The 22680-nt window shown below is 36.7% G+C and carries 18 protein-coding genes and 1 tRNA gene; 9 read left to right on the forward strand and 10 right to left on the reverse strand.

The window, feature by feature from the left end; translation table 11 throughout:
- The first annotated feature begins 4 nt into the window (after positions 1-4).
- The 4 genes from E4N74_RS02060 to E4N74_RS02075 all read left to right on the forward strand — a co-directional run bounded on the left by E4N74_RS02060 (position 5) and on the right by E4N74_RS02075 (position 4314).
- Positions 5-697, forward strand: coding sequence for a TPM domain-containing protein (locus tag E4N74_RS02060; RefSeq protein ID WP_255818675.1), 693 nt, complete (start codon positions 5-7; stop codon positions 695-697).
- Positions 698-815: 118 nt separating this feature from the next.
- A tRNA-Lys gene (locus E4N74_RS02065) sits at positions 816-888 on the forward strand.
- Positions 889-1051: 163 nt separating this feature from the next.
- Positions 1052-2584, forward strand: coding sequence for a peptidyl-prolyl cis-trans isomerase (locus E4N74_RS02070; protein ID WP_255818677.1), 1533 nt, complete (start codon positions 1052-1054; stop codon positions 2582-2584).
- Positions 2585-2586: 2 nt separating this feature from the next.
- Positions 2587-4314 carry a 6-hydroxymethylpterin diphosphokinase MptE-like protein gene (locus tag E4N74_RS02075; protein ID WP_255818679.1) on the forward strand — a complete coding sequence of 576 codons (1728 nt, stop codon included), beginning with the start codon at positions 2587-2589 and terminating at the stop codon, positions 4312-4314.
- A 25-nt stretch (positions 4315-4339) separates the two neighbouring features.
- Here E4N74_RS02075 and E4N74_RS02080 read toward each other — a convergent pair whose 3' ends face one another.
- Together E4N74_RS02080 and E4N74_RS02085 are read right to left on the reverse strand one after the other, a co-directional pair.
- On the reverse strand, positions 4340-6160 hold the full coding sequence (locus tag E4N74_RS02080) for an ATP-binding cassette domain-containing protein (RefSeq protein WP_255818681.1): 1821 nt from the start codon (positions 6158-6160) through the stop codon (positions 4340-4342).
- A gap of 132 nt (positions 6161-6292) precedes the next feature.
- Complete coding sequence (locus tag E4N74_RS02085) at positions 6293-8095, reverse strand: ABC transporter ATP-binding protein (protein WP_255818682.1); 1803 nt, start codon at positions 8093-8095, stop codon at positions 6293-6295.
- A 279-nt stretch (positions 8096-8374) separates the two neighbouring features.
- Between E4N74_RS02085 and E4N74_RS02090 the strand changes: the two genes are divergently transcribed.
- The 3 genes from E4N74_RS02090 to E4N74_RS02100 all read left to right on the forward strand — a co-directional run bounded on the left by E4N74_RS02090 (position 8375) and on the right by E4N74_RS02100 (position 11528).
- Entirely contained in the window at positions 8375-8488 is a 114-nt protein-coding gene (locus E4N74_RS02090; protein WP_215904810.1) for a BlaI/MecI/CopY family transcriptional regulator, read from the forward strand.
- A gap of 19 nt (positions 8489-8507) precedes the next feature.
- Positions 8508-9788: a retropepsin-like aspartic protease gene (locus tag E4N74_RS02095; RefSeq protein ID WP_255818683.1), complete on the forward strand. Its 1281-nt coding sequence runs from the start codon at positions 8508-8510 to the stop codon at positions 9786-9788.
- 294 nt (positions 9789-10082) lie between these two features.
- Entirely contained in the window at positions 10083-11528 is a 1446-nt protein-coding gene (locus E4N74_RS02100) for an aminoacyl-histidine dipeptidase (protein WP_255818684.1), read from the forward strand.
- Between the two features lie 179 nt (positions 11529-11707).
- Here E4N74_RS02100 and E4N74_RS02105 read toward each other — a convergent pair whose 3' ends face one another.
- The 6 genes from E4N74_RS02105 to E4N74_RS02130 form a co-directional block, all read right to left on the reverse strand.
- Complete coding sequence (locus tag E4N74_RS02105; RefSeq protein WP_338113377.1) at positions 11708-12364, reverse strand: DUF1361 domain-containing protein; 657 nt, start codon at positions 12362-12364, stop codon at positions 11708-11710.
- 85 nt (positions 12365-12449) lie between these two features.
- A complete protein-coding gene (locus tag E4N74_RS02110) occupies positions 12450-13418 on the reverse strand; it encodes a metal ABC transporter substrate-binding protein (RefSeq protein ID WP_044978847.1) in 969 nt (322 codons plus the stop codon).
- 91 nt (positions 13419-13509) lie between these two features.
- Positions 13510-13917 carry an acyl-CoA thioesterase gene (locus tag E4N74_RS02115; RefSeq protein WP_255806010.1) on the reverse strand — a complete coding sequence of 136 codons (408 nt, stop codon included), beginning with the start codon at positions 13915-13917 and terminating at the stop codon, positions 13510-13512.
- 9 nt (positions 13918-13926) lie between these two features.
- The gene (locus tag E4N74_RS02120; RefSeq protein ID WP_044978849.1) at positions 13927-14811 is read right to left on the reverse strand and encodes a 1-acyl-sn-glycerol-3-phosphate acyltransferase; all 885 of its coding nucleotides are present in this window, start codon (positions 14809-14811) and stop codon (positions 13927-13929) included.
- Between the two features lie 41 nt (positions 14812-14852).
- Entirely contained in the window at positions 14853-15887 is a 1035-nt protein-coding gene (locus tag E4N74_RS02125) for a DUF7954 domain-containing protein (protein ID WP_044978850.1), read from the reverse strand.
- 12 nt (positions 15888-15899) lie between these two features.
- Entirely contained in the window at positions 15900-17687 is a 1788-nt protein-coding gene (locus E4N74_RS02130) for a proline--tRNA ligase (RefSeq protein ID WP_255818685.1), read from the reverse strand.
- 240 nt (positions 17688-17927) lie between these two features.
- On the opposite strand from E4N74_RS02130, the gene lepB reads away from it, so the two are divergent.
- Positions 17928-19613, forward strand: coding sequence for a signal peptidase I (gene lepB, locus E4N74_RS02135; protein WP_255818686.1), 1686 nt, complete (start codon positions 17928-17930; stop codon positions 19611-19613).
- Between the two features lie 94 nt (positions 19614-19707).
- On the opposite strand, the gene E4N74_RS02140 is transcribed toward lepB, so the two are convergent.
- Positions 19708-20589 carry an acyl-[acyl-carrier-protein] thioesterase gene (locus tag E4N74_RS02140; protein ID WP_044979760.1) on the reverse strand — a complete coding sequence of 294 codons (882 nt, stop codon included), beginning with the start codon at positions 20587-20589 and terminating at the stop codon, positions 19708-19710.
- Between the two features lie 162 nt (positions 20590-20751).
- Here E4N74_RS02140 and E4N74_RS02145 point away from each other — a divergent pair, with 162 nt between their 5' ends.
- Positions 20752-21963, forward strand: coding sequence for a substrate-binding domain-containing protein (locus tag E4N74_RS02145; RefSeq protein ID WP_255818688.1), 1212 nt, complete (start codon positions 20752-20754; stop codon positions 21961-21963).
- 74 nt (positions 21964-22037) lie between these two features.
- Here the strand turns inward: E4N74_RS02145 and E4N74_RS02150 are convergent, their stop codons facing one another.
- Positions 22038-22649: a hypothetical protein gene (locus E4N74_RS02150; RefSeq protein WP_044978854.1), complete on the reverse strand. Its 612-nt coding sequence runs from the start codon at positions 22647-22649 to the stop codon at positions 22038-22040.
- Positions 22650-22680 lie beyond the last annotated feature (31 nt).

Below are 22680 nucleotides of genomic sequence, written 5' to 3' on the forward strand. Positions count from 1 at the left end.
AATTATGCAAAACAATAGAATATTAAATAAAATACATATCAAACCTAAAGATTTGGATTTGATTAAAGATGCCGTTGCAGAGGCGGAAAAAACTACAAACGGTGAAATTGCTTTGGCTGTTATTCCTCAAAGCGATTCCTACTCCTTTGTAGAAATGTTTGCCGCCGTCTGCCTAGCCTTTATTTCTTTCTTTGCCATGCTTTATTTTGGAGACGGTATTTGGCGCTTGCTCGAAACAAAACTTTGGTATCCTTCACCTAAAACTCTCACAGCCGTAATAGGGTCAGGGGTTTTGGTTGTGATGCTCCTTTTCTTTTTACTTGTAAACATTCCTGCTCTCGATAGATTGATAATTCCAAAAAGAATAAAAGAAGCAAGAGTCTATGCAAGAGCTTTAAGGCATTTTGTGGAATGTGGAATTTATAAGACTGTCCAAAGGACGGGCATTTTGATCTTTGTTTCTATCCTTGAAAGAAAGGTCTTTATTATCGCAGATTCCGGTATTGCCGAAAAAGTTGAGCAAAACACATGGGGCGGCATTTGCGGCATAATAACTTCCGGCTTAAAGTCAAAGAATACAACGCAGAGTTTTTGCAAGGCTGTAGAAGAATGCGGAAAAATCCTTGCGGAACATTTTCCTAAAACAAAAGGAAACCCGAATGAATACCCCGATGGGCTGGTAATTTTGGAGAGGTAAATCCCCGGTTAGATTATTTTTTTACTTAAAAATTCCAAAAAATATGTTTTTTTGACTAATTTAGTATTGACATTTATTTATACCTATGATATTATAGCCCCCGTTGCAAATGCAAAATGGGCTATTAGCTCAGTAGGTAGAGCAACGCCCTTTTAAGGCGTGGGTCTCAGGTTCGAATCCTGAATAGCTCAAAACGGAATCGGTTTATATCGGTTCCGTTTTTTTTTGCCCGATGTTTATGTACACATGTACGCCGATACGATGTACGCAGATGTACGCCGATGTATTGACAAAAGGGCTGTATAAGTGGTACTATTCTATTTTAAGTCTAAATTTATATTTTTAGAGGTTTATATGGCTAGTTCAAAAAAGATTGCTGCTTCCATAGGGGGCATTATAGTTTTTGTTTTGGGAGTAATTGCCTTCGTTGCGGCTCCTATGATTACGGATCGGGCTTCTCAAGGTTTTAAAGTCGTCGGTAAATGGGGTAAGGTAAGAATAGATAACAGTTCATCATCTCCTTTTGTGGATCAATATCACTTTTTGGCTAATTATGTTGAACGCCAAAAAATGGAGCCTGAAGATTCTCAAATGAGAGAATATTTTTGGCAGCAAATTTCTTATTTGGCTTTTAGGGCTGCTGTTGTGCAGGTAGCTATGGAGGATGAGGTTATAAGTGCAGGATACCGTGTTCCGCAATTCCGTATAAACAAGGATTTAATAAACTATTATTTGGATGAAAACGGTGTTTATTCCGAAAGCAAATATCAGAACACTCCCGAAACTACGCGTGTTACATATCGAAAAGAAATTGAAAAATACATTAAGGATAATCGTTATATAGAAGATTTGTTCGGAAACGGAAGCGGGTATGGGCTTAAAACCTCTTCCAAGGAAACGGATTTTATTGTCGATATGGCAAAAAAAGAAAGAAGCTTTAAATATGTTGTTTTTAATTTGAGCCTTTATCCTTCTTCCGAAATCATAAAGTACGGAAAAGAACACAGTGATCTTTTTACAAGTTATGATTTATCCTTATTAAGCTATCCTACCGAAGAAGAAGCAAAGAAGATGCTGGCCTCGCTTAAAAGCGGAGAGGTAAGTTTTGAAGATGCCGTTATTTTAAATGCAACAAAAACTCTTACTGATGACAACGGAAAGATTACTTCAAATTATCGAACGGATATAAATAGATATTTCCCCGATAATGAGCACCTTAAGGCTGTTTTGGCTTTAAAGCCTTCCGATTTTAGTCCCGTTGTTTTAATGCAAAACGGAATGTTCGGAATTGTAAGATGTAATGCAGCACCTTCTCTTCCCGATTTTGAAAGCGAAGCCCTTATTTCAAATATTCGAAATTATATGAACCGAAATGAAAAGGGTATGCTTGAAGATTATGTTCTTCAGACTGCAAATAGATTTGCAGAAGCCGCAAGAACCGCAGGTTTTGAAACGGCTGCTGAAGATTTTGAAGAAACAACTCTAACTGTTGAAACTTCAAACTTGTTCGGCATAAACTACGGAAATGCAAGCTCTCTTCCGCCTCTTCCGTCTCAAGGTATTTTTGCAGCTCTTGAAAAAAATGAACCTTTCTTTAAAAAAGCTTTTGCCTTAAAGAGCGGAGAAATTTCCGATCCGATTCTTGCGGGATCCGAAGTTGCAGTATTAACTCTTGAAGAAGAAAAAGAAATTGATGAGTACACTATTGACCGCACTAAAAAGGATTACCAAAATCAAGCAGGTGCTTGGTTTCCATATTATCATATAGCGGCTATTATGAGTATGCAGGGTATGAACTATCCTCTTCCTATTGCTCATAAAACCTTTATGGATTATGTTTTTACAAATTCCAAATTCCAAGATAATTTTGGGAACCTGTTTAAATAATAATGACTGCAAATAATGAAAAACCTGAGCTAATTCCGATTGACTCAGGTTTTTCGGTTTTATACAAGGGAAAGTACTTATATTCAAAACGCTCACCGCAAAAAAATATCCTACAATTAATTTCTTCTATTGTAATTCAAAATGAAACATTGGTTCTTTGTGTATCTCCGGCTTTGGGATACGGATTAAAAGAGCTCATTAAAAAACTTCCGGAGGATTCTTTTGCTCTCGGTCTGGAAGCTGATGAAGAGTTGTTGAATCTTTCAAAAAGCGAAATCGATAAAAACATTTTAGAATATCCTAAATTCTTATATGCAGGAACGGATTCGATAACTATCTTATTAAACCGGCTTGATGATTTTATTAAAGGAAAAAAAATTAGACGCGTTATAAGAATAGATTTTTCGGGCGGAGCGGCTTTTAATCAAACCTTTTATTCTCAAGCCTTTGATTTTATCTCTCAATATATTTCGCAAATATGGATTAACCGATTAACACTAATTCAATTCGGCAGAAATTATGCCCGTAATTTTTTTAAAAACTATTATTCAATTTTACGGTCTATTTCAAAGACTTCCGATAAAACTTCGGCTTTAAATATAAATTCTCGTTTCGGTTCTTTAATTGAAAAATCGATTAATAGGCCTATCATTGTAATAGGGGCGGGGCCGTCCCTTGATTCTTCCATTGAATTTATAAAAGAAAATAGGAACAGGCTTTTTGTTCTTGCAGTCGATGCTGTTTTTGCAGGGCTTTATCCCGAAATAAGACCTGATGCTGTAGTTTTGCTTGAGTCTCAATATTGGATTCAAAAAGCCTTTATCGGTATTGCAGACTCAGGTATTCCAGTTATTGCCGATCTTACTGCTAATCCTTCTTTGATCGTAAAGTTAAATGGAAATAAAGCTTTTTTCTTTACCGATTATTCCGTTCAAGATTCCTTAGCAAGCTCTTTTTTTTACGCTTTAAAAGAAAAAAATATTTTACCTTTAAGACTTGAAGCTATGGGCTCTGTGGGGCTTGCTGCCTTAGCCCTTGCCGAAAGATTGGCTTTTGACGGTCTTCCTATTTTTCACACGGGTTTGGATTTTTCGTGGGGGCAGGGATTCAGTCATTCAAAATTAAGCTATCAAGTTAAAAATATATTTTCGGATATTTCCAAAATAAAAAGTCTTTACACGGGAGAATCTTTGTTTCCGAATAAGCTTAGTTTTGAAAAGGGTAAAAACGGCAGTCTTGCTTTTACTTCTCCTAATTTAAAAAATTACGGAGAGCTTTATAAAAAACTTTTTGCTTCTAAAGAAAACTTTTTTGATATAGGGCAATCAGGTTTGGAGCTAAATTCAAAAAAAATAAGCTTTGATACGGCAAAAAAAATCATAGACGATTTTTATTCGTGTTATGAAGCATCTTGTTTTATAAATAAAAATAATGATAAAAAAAATTTTATAAGCTATGATTATGCAGATAAAGAAAAAGCGATAAAAGATTTTTTAATTTCCGAAAAAGAAAAACTTCTTAGGCTCAAAAGTATTTTTACCGGAAAAATAAATTCTTCTGATGCAGAAATTAAAACTCTTCTTTTGTCTATGCCTTATCTATATCTTCATTTCCCGGATTATAATTCCTTATCCGAAACTCTCTTGGATAAACATTTTTTATCTCGTGTAAGAATTGAGATAGAATATTTTTTAAAAATACATCTAACAAATGAAAATTTTATCAATTAAGAAAATGCCAAAGCTTTAGTAAAATTTATATCGTATTTTTTTCCTCTTGATAGTATTTTGCTTGTGCATTCCAAAGTTCATAGTACTTGCCGTTTATATCGGAAACGAGCTCATTATGATTTCCGTATTGAACAAGACTGCCTTCATCCATAACGGCAATTTTATCGCAGAATTTACAAGATGAAAGCCGGTGCGAAATATAGATTGCAGTATTTTTTGAAGTTATATTATCAAAATGAGAATAAATCTCTGCTTCCGAAATAGGATCGAGGGCTGCCGTAGGTTCATCCAAAATAAAGATTTTGCCTCCGTGATAAATTGCGCGTGCCATTGCAATTTTTTGAGCTTCTCCGCCGGAGGCTTCAATTCCGCCTATGTCAAAGTTTTGATATAGATAGGCTTCGGCTCCATGCTTTTTATAAAAAGCTTCCATGCCCGTTTTTGAAAGAGCATCGGCAACTTTTTTTTCATCATACGAACTTGATGCGGAAACATTCTCGCCTAATTTAAGCGATAATAATTTAAAGTCTTGAAAGACAACTGAGAACGCATCTATGTACTCATCATAATCATATTCTTTTATGTTTACTCCGTTTAAAAGTATTTCTCCTTTAGTCGGCTCGTAGAGCCTTACAAGCAATTTTATAAGAGTAGTTTTTCCCGATCCGTTTTTACCGACCATTGCAAGTTTTTGACTTGAATCTATTTTTAGGTTTATATTCTTAAGAGCGTATTTATCCCGATCGGGATATTTAAAACTTATATTTTTTAATTCAAACACAATGGGCTCGTCTTTTTTTATGGAAAGTTTTCCTGAGTATTTTTTTTCGTCTATATCGAGAAAGTTTAATAATTTTTCTCGGGACTTATCTGAAGCAACAAGAGTAGTTAATCCGTCCATAGCTTCAGATACTTGAGCCGAAAAAACATTTATAGCTCCTATGAAAAAAAAGACTTCACTCAAGGCGATGGAACCGTAAACGGCTTTTAAACCTACAAATAAGAAAACTAAAAGCAAAAGAGAGCCTTCGAGGAGTTTAGCTGACCCTATAGTACGGGAAAAAAACTTTGCCATAAAATCATGAGTACTTTTCTGCATTGCAAGATAGGTGCCTGTGTATTTTTCGGCTAAGGCCTTATCATATAATCTAATATCCTTTCCCGTCCTATAATCATAAATTAAATTCATATAAGATTTTATATAACGGGCACTTTTTTTGACTTCTCCCGAAATATGGTCTCCGAATTTTTTATAAATATATTTTGCCAAATAAAAAGAAATTATATTAAAGGCTATCAAAAGAATTAAAAAGGCTGAATTTATAAATGCTCCTGAAAGCCCCATAAATCCTTGGGAATTAAAAAGACCTATAAAAAAATATAGGGCGATACCTGCTCCTATAAATCCCCCTACAGAGGTTCCGGTTTTTCTCATAAAATCGCCGTGAGAAAAAACTATAAAACGTTCAAATTGTTTGATTGAATTTAAATCGTTTTGAAATTCGTTTTGTTCGGTAAGTTCAAAATTTAATCTTAATATTTTAAGAGCTTTTTCCATAGTATGCTTTTTAGAAAAACATTTTAAATGGTACATAAAGCGTTTTTCCAATATTCCTGAAATTATCGATAAAATCATAAATGCCGTTAAAAGAATAATGGTTGATCTTAAAACTTCACTCGGCAATCTTTGCGACGTTGCTGATTCAATGATTATTTTGGATAAATAGAGGAGGCAGAAAGGCCGCAGTGCCTCTATTATATTAAAAAAGATGCTGCTCCACATTGAGCCCTTCTCTATTTTTTCAAAATAAAAAAACATTCTAAAAAATCTTTTAAGCCTCTTCATTTTCATCTCCTTGTTATGGCCTCTAAAAACTTCAGTTTTTAGAGGGCTTCCTTAAATATATTTGCGATGTTTTTAATAAGTTAAAGACTTATTAAAAACTCGTCAGGCAAGTCTAAAAATCTAACAAAGTTTTTAGACTTGCCTATAATACTTACTTTGAACATCATACATTTTTCTGTATGTTTTATTTTGATTCATAAGTTCATTATGAGTGCCTTCTTCTATTATTTTTCCGTGTTCCAGTAAAATAATCCTGTCACAAAATTTTGTAGACGCGAGTCTATGCGAAATAAAAATAGAAGTTTTTTCTTTACTCATTGCATCATACTCTTCATATATTTTGCTTTCCGCAATCGGGTCAAGGGCAGCCGTCGGTTCATCCAGAATATTTATTTTTGCATTTTTATAAAGAGCTCTAGCAAGCAGCATCCTTTGATTTTGTCCGCCCGATAAATCGATTGCTTCATCATTGCTTTCCTTTACCAAAATAGTTTGGCTGCCGTTTGGAAGACTTGAAACCATTTCATTTAAACCGCTCGAAGTAATTGCATTTTTTAATTTTTCTTCATTTATATTTTCAGTTCCGGCAATATTAGCTGCAAAAGTTTCCGGGAAAATATTTATATCCTGAAATACCGGAGAAAATAAATTATAGTATTCTGTTTTTTTAAAGTCAGTGCTGTTTTTTTCGTCAATTAAAACGGAGCCCTCGGTGGGTTCTAAAAGTCCCATTAAAAGGTGCATAAGTGTTGTTTTTCCGGCTCCGTTGATACCGACAAGAGCTAACTTTTCTCCTGCATCGATTTTTAAATTAAAGTCTTTAAAAATCCATGCTGCATCTTCCGAATATCTAAAGGAAAGATTTCTAAATTCGATTGAAGGTTTTTCGCCCGTATCATTTGCGGTAAGCTCTCCGCCTGTTTTTTCATCAGGAGTGTTCAAAAAAATTCTTATTTGACTTAATTCGCTATTAAATATAATGAGGTTACTTATTTGAAGAACAATAGCATCCATCCATCTTGAAAATTCCATGATCAGACCTATAAGAAAAACAAATTGAGAAACGGCAATGGTTCCAGCGTTTAATTGGTAAATTAAGTAAATATAGGCAAAAACATCTCTTATAAAAATCATTAAGGCATTTAGAATTTTTCCTCCTGCTTGTACATTCGATTCAGCTTTTAAAAATTTTTTTACTCGTCCGTGATAGTGTTCAAAGTTTTCGATCAGCCAATCCTTCATCTTATAAAGGCGGATGTCTTTTGCAAAGCGTCTGTCTTCCGCCGTTGTAAGAATGTAGCTCTCTTTTTTTTCGTCATCGCCTCGTTCTTTCATGTTTTTTTGTGTGTACTTTCCCGTATAGATTCCGTACAATAAATTTACGGTTCCTGAAGCTAAAACAATAAATAGAAGAATTAAGTCGATGCTTATAATACCTGAACTGAAGAAAAAGGCTCCTGCAATTGCGGTTAAAAGAAAGGATAAATTAAGCCCGAAAAAATGAAAGGGACCGCCCGAGCTTCCCGTCATGACTATGTTTTTTACCTTGGTTATTTTTGTTTGCACTTCGGGAGAAATAAGGGTTTGATAGTTAAGCTCAAACATTTTTTTATTTACAGGTACCGAATAAATATGGAATAGAGGGCGGGAGCCGAGAGCCATCAGTTTTGTTTCAAGTATCTGTATGATAATTTTACAGGCTGTTATCAAAAGCCCTGCCGTCAATATGGAAAGTAAAATCGCCTTAGCCTCTGCTCCGGTTTCAATACCCAATATAATGGTTTTCGGGATAAGAATGGTTTGATAAATCATAAAAATACGGATAGGTACCGAAATAAGTATAAAGAAAATACCGGCCGGGAAGGTTTTTAACCAAACTCCTAAGTAATAGAAGATATTGTTAAAAAGGTTTAATTTTGTATCGCTTTTTTCCATAATTTCCTCTCTAAAGTTAAAGTATGCCGTTTCTGACTTTGTTGCGAAACGGCGGAAAATAAGCAATGCTCAGAAACTGATGTTTCTTCCGCTTGCTTATTTTAATAGAAACTTTTAAATATGTAAGACTATTCTAACATAGAACTTAAAATCGGTCAAGTGTAAAATTTAAAAATATCAAAAATTTGAAAAAAATTTAATTTTTTATGTAAACTACTATAGTAGCATTGATAAATTTGAGCATTTTGTTTAAAATGAAATAAACTACCGGAGTAGTATATGAAAATTAAGCTATTTGATTCTGAATTAAAAATAATGAATATTCTTTGGGATAGTGGAGAAATGACTGCAAAACAAATTTCAATAACGAGAATTAAAAATAATTCTAAATAGATTCCATGGGGGTATTAAAATGAAACAAAATCGATGTAAATTAATTAAGATGTTAAGCGCTTCCTTAATATTTTTTTGTTTTTTTAGCGGCATATTTGCACAGAATGAATCTGAATGTGAAAAAGCCGTCCAAGCGCTTGCAGAAGCTTGTAACGAAAAATCCGTAACGAATGTACTGCCTTATTTGGCTGAAGATTTTTCAATTGCAGGACAGAGCGGTAATAGGGCAAAAGCAATTTTGCAGCAATTATTGGCCGGAGTGGGAGCGGTAGTTTCCTATGAAAAAACAGAAAGCCTTATGGAAGACGGAAAACTTATTTTAAAGTACTCAATTGAATATTCTCAAGTAGGAAAGAAAGAGTCCGTATTTATTTTCAATAAGGATAATTTAATTGTCGAAGCTGAACTTATGAAAATAAAAGTAAAAACTTTGTCTTCAGAAGAACGAACTATAGAGTACAATACACATAAAATCACTTCCATTCCTTTTATATTTGCAGAAAATCTGCCGTTGGTAGACGTATTGCTTAATGGTGAAAGCAGATTGTTTTTATTAGACAGCGGTGCACCTTTTTCTATTTTAAATTCAAAGTACATTGAAGGATTAAACACGGACACAAAAAAACTTGGTAGTTTTCAAGATGTCAGCGGTAATGTTTCAAGTCCGAATATGGATATAACAACCGTAAAAGAATTGGAATTCGCCGGTAGTAAAATAAAAAATCAAAAAATAGTAGTTCTTGATATGAGTCGTCTTGAACAGAGTTTAAAAACGGACGGCATATACGGATTAATAGGCTATGATATGCTAAAAGAATATGATGTCTTTTTAGATTATCAAAAAAAGCAGTTGACACTTATAAGACCGGATTCGTATGATAGTTTTATAAAATCTAATACATTAAAAGTATATTCAAAAATTCCGTGTAAAATGGTAGGTCATATTCCGGTTATTGAAGTAGCGATTGGAAACAAAACCTATACATTGGGACTCGATACCGGAGCTGAATTCAATTTACTCGACAGCTTTTATTTTAATGAATTAGAACCGTCCTTAACAAACAAAGAAAAAACCGAACTGAGCGGAGCAGGCGGAATTAAACAGGAAATATATCAAGCGGAATTAAAAACAATGAAGATAGGCGGTAAAACATATAAAAATATAAAAACTGCCTTTTCCGATATTTCTCATTTGCGAAAAAAGCCCGATAGTTATGACGGTCTTTTAGGTCATCCCTTTTTGTCCGCCCAACCGTTTCTTATAAGTTATAAACGTGGAGAAATAATTTTGTTTAAATAAACAAAAAACTTTATTTCGTAAACCTCTAAAAACTTCAGTTTTTAGAAGGTAAGCTTTGCTCACCGGTTTATCTTAAGCTTACTTGTGATGTCAATTTCTTATTTTTCTGTTATACTATGTTTATGAGTACGATTAGAAAAATGCCTATAGGCGTTCAAAGTTTTGACGAAGCAAGAAAGGCAAAAGATATGAATTTTTATCTAACGGTGGCTTTACAAACTTTTTCCGATATTGTTTTTTTTTCTATTTTGTAATATACTACTAACCTATAAAACAAATAATTTGGAGGTAACAATGAACCCATTGCAGAACACTGAACCTAAGGAAGTATTTAAATGGTTTTACGAAATCTCTCAAGTGCCGAGAGGTTCCGGAAACGAAAGAGCTATCAGCGATTTTCTTGTAAAATTTGCAAAAGATAGAAGTCTTGAAGTTTATCAAGATAAGGCTATGAACGTTATCATAAAAAAGCCCGGAACTGCCGGTTATGAAAAATCTCCGGCAGTTATTATTCAGGGACACATGGATATGGTTTGCGAGAAGGATGCTTCCTCAAACCATGATTTTTTAAAGGATCCTATTAAATTCGTTGTAAAGGACGGAATGCTCTATGCAGATAAGACAACCCTTGGAGGAGATGACGGCATAGCCGTAGCTTATGCTCTTACTCTTCTTGATTCAAAAGATATTCCCCACCCGCCGCTGGAAGTTTTGATTACGACTGAAGAAGAAACAGGCATGTACGGAGCGATGGCCCTTACCGGTGAGCATCTGCAAGGTACACGTCTTTTAAATATAGATTCGGAAGAAGAAGGAGTCTTCTTGGTAAGCTGTGCAGGCGGAGCTAACATCCATATCTCTTTCGATGTAAAAAAAGAAGCTTCTAAAGGAAAATTCTTAAAAATCACCGTAGGAGGTCTCCTTGGAGGACATTCAGGTATCGAGATAAACAAGCAAAGAGCCAACTCCATCAAGCTTTTGGGAAGGATTCTTTATAACATCAAGCGAAACGAAAAAATCAATTTAGTCGAAATTTCGGGCGGTTCAAAACACAATGCAATTGCAAAAGATGCCTATGCAGTCATAGCCGTCGAAAATACGTCAGCCGTTTTTAAGATTGTCGAAAAACTTACCGCTGATTTTAAAAATGAATACAGAGCTGTGGACAAACTTTTAACCGTTACGGCAGCTGAAACTCAAAACCCTTCAGGAAAAATGTTTACAAAAGAGCTTACCTTAAATCTGATTGATTTTATGGCAAGTATTCCCAATGGTGTGCAATATATGAGCATGGAAATTCCCGGCCTTGTCCAAACAAGTTTAAATAACGGTGTTTTGGAAGAAGTAGATGGAAAAATTAAATTTACAACATCGATACGAAGCAGCGTAAAGAGTGCCTTGGATGAAATTGCCGATGTGCTTAAGATTCAAGCTGAACGGTGCGGAGCCCAATTTGAAAAAGCTTCGGAATATCCCGCTTGGGAGTATAGTCCCGATTCTCCTGTGCGCGAGAAGGCTGTTAATGTTTATAAAAAACTTAATAACAAAGAGCCTGTAATTACAGCAATCCACGCAGGACTTGAATGCGGCCTTTTAAAGAAGACTCTTCCCAATGTCGATGCCGTAAGTTTCGGTCCCAATTTGCATGATGTGCACACTCCTAACGAACACATGGACATAGCTTCCGTTCAACGCGTATGGAAATTCTTATTGGCATATCTAGCCGAATTAAAGAATTAAAAATAAGGTGGACTGAGGCCTAAACTACGTCAGACTTATTAAAAACTAAAAAGGGGCATGAAGTCATGCCCCTTATGGGAGTTGTGCTTTGAACCGCCTAATGGCGGATACTCACATCTCCCGCTTAATATAATTTTAGCATAATTACTGTAATTGTCAAGTAAAATCATCCTAAAAATTTAATTTTTTTCGCCGAAGCTCTTGTACGATACATAAAGAAGATTAAAGAGGGTTCCAAGCAAAAGAATAAATGCCCATGTTCTTGCATGTATGAAGGGATTTTTTATTGGTAAAAAGAGGTCTGATAGGACGGAGCTTAAATTTGTTAGGATATCCCATGAATTCCACCTTAAAAACCTGCCTAAATAGATACCGAAAGCCGAAAGATATATCACAAAAACCGAAAAAATTTGCGGGTATCTTATATTAAAAAGTTTTTTAATCTTAGTTTCGATAAAATCCAAACTTACTAAGCCGTAAAAAAGGCCTGTAAGACTATATGAAAGAAGGAGAATCAGGTCATACCAGCGCATTGTTGAAGCTGCTGTTTTTAGATGAATAAAATCGGTTACTATATAAAGAGCATTGGGAAAGAATAGGAGCCACAGCATAGCAAAAATTATAAACGGTATTTTTTTACAATTTTTTGACAAATATAGTATGGAAGATATAAACCACGGTACAAAGGCCAAAAATAAATTCCATACTAAAAAGAGTAAAAAATAGTTTTCTGCTATAAATATTCTGCATACCGATAAAAAAATACAAAAAAAAGACAAGAACATCAAAGCAAAGGTGCTTTTAATCCGGAATATATTTTTAAAGTAATGCCTCATACAATATCGATAAACAGTGAGGCACCATTTGTGCCGAACTGTTTATCACACCTCCCATAAAAAGTCAAAAGACCGCCCGTGCCTTTTATTTTAAATTTTCATAGATGCGCATTAGATTTGCTTTCATGCGTTCAAGATAGGTTTTGTTATCTTCTGGGCTTTCGATTGTGTAAATTTTTTCAACCCTGGCTCCAAGCTCTGCTGCAAGGGTTTTTGAAACAAGGGGGCTTGCCGCTTCTTCCGTAAAGATAACTTTTACTTTGTGTTCCCTACAATATTCGACCAGTTTTGCAAGTTCTTTCGGATTCGGTTCATTTTCATTAAAGATATCGGTTACCGAATTTTGTTCTAAAGAAAAATCTCTGCAAAGGTATCCGAAGGCGGCATGACCTGTTACAAAGTGTTTGTTTTTTACGTTGGAAAATTTTTCAATATATTCTTTTAAAAGTTCATCAATTTCGGAAATATATTTGCTTGCATTTTCTTTATAGCTTTTTGCATTTTCAGGGTCAGCCGCAGCAAGAACATTTTCGATATTTTTTATCATAATTTTTGCAGAAGAAAGGCTGAGCCATGTATGCGGATCGAACTCGCCGTGATGGCAGTGTTCATGCTCTTTGTCATCAGGTTTTCCTGCACAAGCTTCGCAGTCACAGTCTTCGCCATGTTCATCATGGTTATGGTGCCCAGCCTTGATTGGCTCAATTCCGCTGCTTGCTTCGACCATAATCAGTTTTTTATTGTTGACTGCTTTTATAGCTTCATCAAGCCAAAACTCCATGCCCAGACCGTTATAGATTAACACATCTGCTTTCGATAAAAAAGCAAGGTCTTTAGCCTTGGGCTCAAAGTCATGGGCTTCCATTCCCGGCGGAATTATAACCGAAATATTGACATTATCGCCTGCAACTGCCTGAGTAAGCTCCTTCATTGCATCGAAGGTAACAGCAACATTTTTTCTACCGTTATCGGGAATTTCTTTTGCTCCCATAGCAAAGAGACTTACCGATGAAACGATACCAATAAATAAACATGTTTTTAAAATAGACTTCATATAAACTCCAAAACTCCATATTTTTTAAGACGGAATAGAATATAATACCGTGCCGAAATTAAGTCAATCAAAATAAGCTAAAATTAGATTTTTAGGGCTGAAGCTCGGGCTCCAGGCCCGGAACCAAATATTTTTCAGGTATTTTAACGGGCCGGCCCGTACTGTCTACACAGGCCCATGTTACCCTTGCTTCGGCGCAGACTTTACCTTCTTCATTTTTTATAACCTGTAAAAAGGTACCGGAAACCTTACCCAGTTCAACATGGGTAACCTCAATAGCCAGTTTATCGTAAAGTTTAGCTGAGTGTTTGTATTTAATATCTATGTGAGATACATAGAGCATGTAGCCTTCTTCAATCATTGATACATAATCGAAGCCTATTTTTTTTAAAAACTGCATTCTGGCATGTTCCAAATAATTTAAGTAAACGGCATTATTTACATGGTTATAAGCGTCAAGCTCGTAGCTTCGCACTTCAACATAAAATGTATGTGTCACAATCTTCTCCTATTTTAGCCGTCCGATTTCGTTTGCTTCGTGCATCTTTTCAAGCTCTGCCATTACCCGATCGACAACAGCCTGCTTTTTATCTATACCCGTAAGTTCTTTATGTTCGGCTTTTACTTTTTCGCGAAAATCTGCACAGTTTATGACCGGGCTTGAATCAAAGATTAGCCTATCCTTCCAGACAGTATCTTCTGTCATATCTCCCGATTCCGAAATACGCAGGCAGTTTCCATTGCTTGAAACCAAGAGCATTATATCGGACATTTTAATGTACGAATCTATTTCTTTTACTCCCTTCTTTGTTTCGGGTTTTCCGGGGCGGTACCTGGTACCTGCAGGATATACAAGAACTACTCTACCTTCCTCTTTTGCCTTTTCGAGTGCTCTCATAGAAGCAAGGTTTATCATCTTACTTCGTTTTAATTCCGATTCCAATAATTCGAGGTCTTTAATTGATTTGATAGAACGGCTGGGATATATATAAATTCGGTCATAGGCACTTGCAAAGGCCGCAACATAGGGATTATCCTCGCCCAGCTTTAAGCCTGCCATTGCTATGCACTTTTCTGCAAGCTCTGACCCTTTAGTTCCGGTTTTTTTCATTAAATTGATAAAAGCAGGGTAATCCAGATTACTGTAGTGTTCTGCAAGAATTATGCCTTTTTTTCCTTTATTTATCTCATCTAAAAATTCTTCTAAGTGTTCAGGATGTCTAAATTCCGAATTCTCAAGGATGAGATCGTCTACCATCTTATCAAGAATTTTAATTAGAACAGGATTACCTTTTTGCAATACATTTTCAGGTGTAACTGCCGGATTTTTTATTGTGTGTTTTGCAATTTCGGGTAAAAAGTCTTTTACATACTCCATTAAAGTTTGCTGCATATTAAACCTCCGCGAATTTTTTATAGAATAAAATTACTACTCTAAAATAAGCCGTCAAAATAATCTTTATATTTTTGATACGAAGATTTATCGACGGTTAAACTTACTACCGTATATTTTGAATTTTCTTTTTTTATTATCAATTTAATATCGTGTTTTATGCTTTTTGATTCAAGGTCATAGACGCTGTTTATGATTTTAAATTTTTGTTTTGTTCCATTGATGTCCGTATTTTTTGAAAGTACCTTAGAAACCTCTCCCGACGAAGAAAAATATCTTATCAAAAAATCGATTTCTTTTCCGCTTATATCAGGGACTAGTTTTAAATCTACAGTATTTACATTTAAAAAGGCCTCGTTTCCCATCAAAAATGTATTGTCGGCTATCTGCTTCCATTGGCTGTCTAACAAAAGTTTAACTCCGTCAACGGTTCTTGTTTCTTTTTTCGCCTTGGGGTTTAAAACAAATTTAGACTCAAGAGGTTTAATTTCTTCGAGAGGGCTAAACTCAAAAAAAGTTTTTTCGTCTTTTACCCTTCCCATTTCTACCAGTTCAAAGGCTTTTTCTTTATTGGAATCTAAAATTTCTTTTATATGAAAGAGGGGAATGTAGGAGTGGAATTTTATCTCGCTTTCGCCTCCGAATTGTTCTTCATTTACTATTTTGGAACCGGTTTTTATTACAAGGCTTTCAGTTAATTTTTGTGTCTTCCATGAGTAGAGTTTTGGGAGGATTCCCATAAGGTAGTTAACCGCATAGGTGTAGGCCGGATCGGTGTTAATACCCGAAATATTATTTTGACCCGTTATTACAAAGTCTCCATCTAAAATTTCTCCGCTAAACAAAACCTTTGCAAAGACTTTTCCGTTTGAGGTATATAAGAAACTGCCTATTGTGTTGCCGTTATAATATAAAAAGCCGACCCATGTCTGCTCTTTCCATGAAAGGTCTTGATAGATAAGATAATCTCCGGATTCCGAATCCTCCCATGCCGATTTTTCCTCGGCAGTGAGGTTAAAACTTACTGCCGTGAATAGAAAAAAAAGTAGAAAAACCGAAATTAAAATCTTTTTCATCTTAAGAATCCTTTAGTTTAATTTTGCAAGTTCTTCTTTTACGGTTTTTTCAACTAAGTCTATAACCTTATCTTTATCGACCAAGCGGCTTTCTTCCGCCTTTCTAAGTTTAAATTCAATATTGGGAAGATTTTTTTCGCCGACTACGAGCCTTATCGGAATGCCTATAAGGTCCATATCCTTAAACTTAACGCCCGTTCTTTCTTTGCGGTCATCTAGGAGGACTTCAATTCCTCTTTTTTTACATTCGTCATAAAGGCGGTCGGCTTCCTTTTGCATTTCTCCCTCGTATTTTATGGGGACTATAGCAACCTGAAAGGGGGCGATGCTCATAGGCCAGATTATTCCGTTCTCATCGTGGTGTTCTTCGACAATTGAAGCTGTAAGTCTGTCAAGCCCTATGCCGTAGCAGCCCATGGAAGGATGCTGTTGTTTTCCGTTTTCATCGAGATAGGTCATATTCATCGCCTTCGTATATTTATATCCCAGCTTAAAGATATGTCCGAGTTCGTTTCCTTTTTTGGTGTAAAGAGGCGCACCGCAAACCGAACACTTATCTCCTGCCCTTACCGTGCGGAGGTCAAAGATATAATCGGGGGTAAAATCCCGTAAAGGTTCTACATGAATTAAATGCTTATCCCTTTTTAAGGCTCCGGTTACCGTATCGTGCATCAGCATAACGCTTTCATCGGCTATGATCGGAATATTTTTTAAACCTGCTGGGCCGATAAAACCTATAACAGTTCCCGTAACTTCTTCTACCTCTCTATCACTTGTAAGAACGGCTTCAGATGCTTTAAGAGCAGATTTTAACTTTGCTTCGTTTACTTCCAAGTCACCCCTTATACAAACCGCAACCAGCTGTCCCCCATCAATACCGTTTTTATGCTTATTGTCCGCTGTCTTTGCAGCAAGGACTTCGGAATTCTCTATACGGTAAATTAAGGCCTTAATAAGGCAATCACTGGGCCTTTTTAAAAAAGAAGCTAAGGCCTCTATTGTCCTCACATCAGGCGTATCGATTTCTTCCATAACCGGGGTTGAATCTTGGGAGGTATTTCCGTTTTCCGGCTGTTTATCGGGCGCACAGGCTGCCTTTTCTTCATTTGCTGCATAGCCGCAAGAAGGGCAGATGAGGAGGGTGTCGTCACCAACGGAAGATTCTACCATGAACTCTTGGGAACCGCTTCCTCCCATGGCTCCTGAGTCGGCCTTTACTCCTATTACCGTAAGACCGCAGCGCTTAAAAATCTTTACATAAGCTTTTTCAAAGCTGAGATAGGCTTCGTCTAAACTTTTATCGTTTGTATGGAAAGAATAGGCATCTTTCATAGTAAATTCGCGGGTTCTCATAAGTCCGTATCGGGGGCGGATTTCATCGCGGTATTTTGTATTTATTTGATAAGCCAAAACAGGATAGTGCTTATAGGAAGACAACTCATTCTTTAAAAGAGCAGTAAAGGCTTCTTCGTCCGTAGGGCTTACTACCAATTCTTGATTTAGGCGGTTTTTAATACGCAAAAGTTCAGGCCCCATCGAGTCCCATCTTCCCGATTCTTGCCAAATTTCACCCGGAACAATTACGGGAGGCTTAAATTCGAGACAGCCTATTGCATCCATTTCTTCCCTGATAATTTTTTCTACCTTTCTAAAGGCCTTTAAACCGAGGGGCAAATATGCAAAAAGTCCGTTAGCTAAATTTCTTATCATTCCTGCCCTTAAAAGCAACTTATGGCTTTCAACAACGGCCTCATTAGGGACTTCTCTCAAGGTAGGCATATACATCTGCGTCATCTTCATAATTTATAACTCCAATAAAAACTTTAACTCCAATAGAAACTTTTTAAAGTATATATTGTACCTCTTTTGATAAAAAAAATCTATAGGCCGGATTTTTTAAAAACGCGCGAACTCTAGTACAAAATACAAAAAAGTGATATACTCTGTTTCTAATCGGCCTTTATTTTGTTTAGACAGTAATAGGGCGGCCTTTAAAGGCTGATGTTTTTAGAGGCGATTTATAAATTACTAGGAGTTTTCATGTCAATGCTTTTTTATGCAGAATCGGCTTTAAGTTTCTTATTTTCAATCTTGCTGATTATAAAAAACGGCTCGAGCCTTGCCGTTACAGCCTTAATCTTAGGTGCGGCTTTTTCCGCTTGGACGGCCTTTTGTACTTATTCTTTTTTTCAAAAAAAGACCGTAAAAACAATGTCCGTGATGCGTAAAACTATGGAGTATGTGCCTTATTTTTTTATGGCTTGTTTTATTATGTCCAGAGCTGTGCATACTGAGCAGGATAGGTCGATTCTTGATGCCGTCTTAGCTTTTTATTGGATTGCGATGATTATTTATAATAGAGTCCTTTTGTTTAGACTAAAGGATAAGAGGCTTCCTAAGTACTTTCCGGAATTACCTGAGCTTCCTAAGAAAAAGCGTTCTTTTATTTTAGAAATTTTAGATTGGGCCGATGCAATATTGCAAGCTGCCTGTGTAGTTCTTCTTTTTAGCGTTTTTGTCTTGCAGCTCTATGTAATTCCTTCCGAGTCTATGGTTCAGCAGTTTATGATAGGGGATAGGGTTGCAGGCTTTAAGCTCGCAGCAGGGCCGACTTTTCCGCTTTCTTCATTCCGCTTTCCTCAAATTTATAATTATAAGAGGGGAGATGTTGTCATAATCCGCAATCCCCATTATGAAGATGAACCCAATAATGAGCTTAAATTCTTTACTTCCCAGTTGGTTCAGTACTTAACCCTCACTATGGTCAACATCAACAAGGATGAAAACGGCAGGATTAAGGCCGACCCCTTGGTTAAGAGGATTGTGGGCCTAAGCGGAGAAAAACTGATGCTTGTTGATGGGGTGCTTTATATAAAAAAGGCTGGCGAAAAGGATTTTAAGGCCTTTGATGAAACTTCTTATGCCGTTTGGGATTTATCTAAGCTGCCTCAATCAAGCCTAAAATACGTAAAAGATGTAAAAATGAATACTGAAGACTTAAACCGTCTTCAATCGGTGGAATCTTGGCGGGCAAGGGTTGATTTTGACGAGGCCGAAAAGGAAGCTCTTTCCCTTGTTAAAAAGATGAAAGAAATAAAGGCTAATCCCGATAAGGTTTTTTCGGCCAAGGATTTTTTAAGTAAGGGACAATATCTTGCGAGCCAAATGGCTAGAGATAACGAAGCTATAGCTTCAAAAATTTTGACGACTGACGGCGGGCTTATGTGGTTTGAAAACTTTTTAACTTCATGGAAAAAGCCGATAGAAAAAGATTCCTACAATCTATACGAGATGAGAAATGCCCAGCTCAATGTTCTTATTAAACTCGGGTTTGGAAAGCTCCTTGTACGAAATGCCGAACTTTATAAGGCCAATGTCAGCGAAGCGGTTTTTTCTTCGGATGCAGAACGTCAAGCTATTATAAACGAGCTTGGTGAATACCTATATTATTTGGCTCTATCACCGCAAAGAAACATGGACGAATTCCCTAAGGGAGAAGAAGAATACATCCCTGAAAACTGTTATTTTATGATGGGGGATAACCGCTTTAATTCCACTGATATGAGGCATGAATATCAATACCATTTGGAAGCCCTAAGCAAGGACGACCCTATGTCGATGATGTTTGTAACAAATGTAGCACCCCGTTATATACATTCCTCAAGGATGCTCGGTACGGTAAACCTTATTCTATATCCCAGAGCCCGTTTCGGTTTGGTAAAATAAATTAAATCTTTTGGTAAAATAGATTGAATCTTTTGGTAAATATAGATTGAATCTAAGGAAAGCCTCAAAAAACTTCAGTTTTTTGAGGCTTTATTCAGTTACTGCTTACTTGAAGAGTTCGGGAAAGTTTTTTTTCGTCTGCCCATTCGGAGCGGGCTTTAAATACCTCGCTTCCGTCCTTAGCTCTTATTATGGAGTGTATGCAAACGTTTTCCGACCGGCTTGATCTGCATATAAGGTCTTCACCGTACATAGCTGAAGAAAGAAAATTGGTATCCAAGGTTTTTAGAAGTTTTCCTTTACAAAAATCGGCACTCATATAGGACAAAATCCACCTCAAATAGGTTAAATTGTTTACATGGGAATTTACATCGATATCCAAAAGGGTGGGGCGGAAAGGCTCTTCTATGTTCCAAGTTTCAGGCAACTGGATTTTTGCAAAAACCTTGCCTTCAAGGTGTTCTTCATTAAAGGCTAAGTTACCGAAAACCTTTGTGTCCGGTTTTACAGGCTGCCCTGTTTCTGAGTTCAATATTACCCAACAAGAACTTGCCCTGAAGATGGGCTCTTTAAGTTCTTTATATTCTTCTTTTATTGAATATAGATTTTCTTTTCCTTCTTCGATACGGAGGTTTTCAGCTAAGGCATCATCTATAGAATTTTTTTTGCCTTTTTTTGCATAAAAGAAGGCAAAGTCCCTCAAACAAAAAAATCCCTTCGGCGTCTGAGCCCATGTTTGAACTATTAAATCATCCATCCAAAGAGGGTATTCTGTAATTTCAAAATGCTGCTTTGTGATAACCCAGGTTAAGCTCATTCTTTGCAAATGAGGAATTGAAAGGCCTGTACAGCTGTAATGCCCTGCAGCCAATTCCTGCACCAAAATCGCAAACTCCATCGGAGTTGCCCTGCATTTTCCGTCTATGTTTTCCGTAAGCACCTTATGCCTAATAGTATATTTATTATCGATAATCATAGCCGGATTATAGCAGTTTTTTAAAATTGTTTCTAGGTAATCGATTGACAAGCGGTCTGGCGAGTGGTCTGACGACCGTCTGACGACCGTCTGACGGTAATCGACATATTTTATAAAATATAATATACTATAAGCCGGTTATAAATTAGGAGATATGTATTTATGAGAACTTTTTTTAAATTTGCACGAGTAGTTTTTTTTGGATTTCTTATTGCAGCTTCCTTTTTTGTCGTAAGCTGCGGCATAACCGGCAATACTGTCCTTAATAAAGATAAACCGCTTGTATTTTTTAACCGCCAGCCTTCAGATCCGGCAACAGGAAAAATAGATATGGCTTCTATGAACTGGAATGATAAGACCTATTACGTAGGTTTTGATGCCGCAGTCGGCGGTGCATTTCAAGGAAAACTTATTACCGATTTTCTTGCATCTGCAGAAACTTCTCTTGACAGAAACAGTGACGGCATTATCGGCTATGTTCTTTGTATAGGAGACGTAGGCCACAACGATTCAAAGGCTAGGACGGAAGGTATCAGAAAGGCTTTGGATACTTGGGCAGGTTCTACCGATCCCGATAAAACAAAGCAGGGTTCCGTTACTATAGCAGGAAAAACCTTCGGTGTTATTGAGCTTGAAGGAAAGGCTATGACAGGGACTGACGGTTCTACATGGAATGCCAATGCAGCAACAGCGGCTATGGATGAATGGACTGCAAAGTTCGGCGATAAAATCGACATGGTTGTTTCAAATAATGACGGTATGGCAATGGGGTGCTTACGAGCATCGCACTATCCTGCAGGCGTTCCGATTTTCGGATATGATGCAAACGAAGATGCCATCGAAGCTGTAGGCAAGGGGCTTCTTACCGGTACTGTTTCTCAAAATGTTGATGCACAAGCTGCCGTAACCTTACAAATTTTGCGCAACTTACTTGACGGTTTAACCGGAACTGATGTATACAGCAAGGGTATTACAACTGAAGATTCTTACGGTAATAAAATTTCAGCTCCTGTTCAGTACTGGGTAGATGTAAAGGCTATTATGGCTGCAAACTCAGGTGTTACAACCGCTAACTACAAAAACTATCTTGGAAGAAAAAGAGAGCTAGGAGTTAAGCAGACAAATGCTCTCAAAAAAAAGGTTCTTTTAACAATTTATAACTCAGGCGACAACTTTCTTTCTTCTTCATACTTGCCTGCATTAAGATACTATGCTCCTCTTTTGAATCTTGATCTGACAATTGTTCAGGGAGACGGGCAAAACGAATCAAGCTGTTTGAATAAATTTACAAATCTAAATGACTTTGATGCTTTTGCAATAAATATGGTTAAAACTAATTCAGGCTCAGACTATATTGATAAGTTAAAATATTAATCTTTTGGTTTACTAAAATGAGACAAGCAAATAAACAAGTTGTCATTGCTTGCCTCATTGCTTAATCTACGTGATTACGGTTCTGTTACATTTCCTCGTGCATCAAGGTAGTACACAGGGATGGCAACAACTGAATTGCGATCGTTTCGCCATTTTGATTGCATACCTTTCTGAAGCGGGCTGTAATAATAAGCCTTTGAGCTTGCCTCACAGATGGATGTCCAAAAGTCTTTGCTAGTAAATTGAGCAATCTTTTCGGCTTCATCCCGTGAAGGCAGCCATCCGCCTTTGGAAACACAATACATAACTGCACAATTTGCGGCTGTATGCGTTTTGGAGCCATTCGCTTCGAATTCGGCTTTTAGGAAAATGCTGTTTTCTTTTCCGGCTCCTATGTCCGAGGATAGGTTCTTTACGCTTATAAACTTTGAGGAATTAAGATCCCAGGGCATCGGCTCTGATGGAGTTCCCATCGCAAGAAATCGCCATGAGCCTGCACCTGTATTTTCCCATACGATAGTCTTATCTCCAACTCTATCGCCTACTGCAAGCTGCCTTACCGCCGGTTTATCTTCCGGAACGGCCATACCTTCCAAAAAAGCACAGCTTGAAAAAAGCAATGCAATCAATGCGGTTGTGATGAGCACCGCAGCTCTCATTTTGTTCTGTGTTTTAAACTTTGTCATATATACCTCCTGTCAAAGTTATTTTTTAATA

The organism is Treponema putidum (assembly GCF_024401155.1).
GTDB classification, from domain to species: Bacteria; Spirochaetota; Spirochaetia; order Treponematales; family Treponemataceae; genus Treponema_B; species Treponema_B putidum.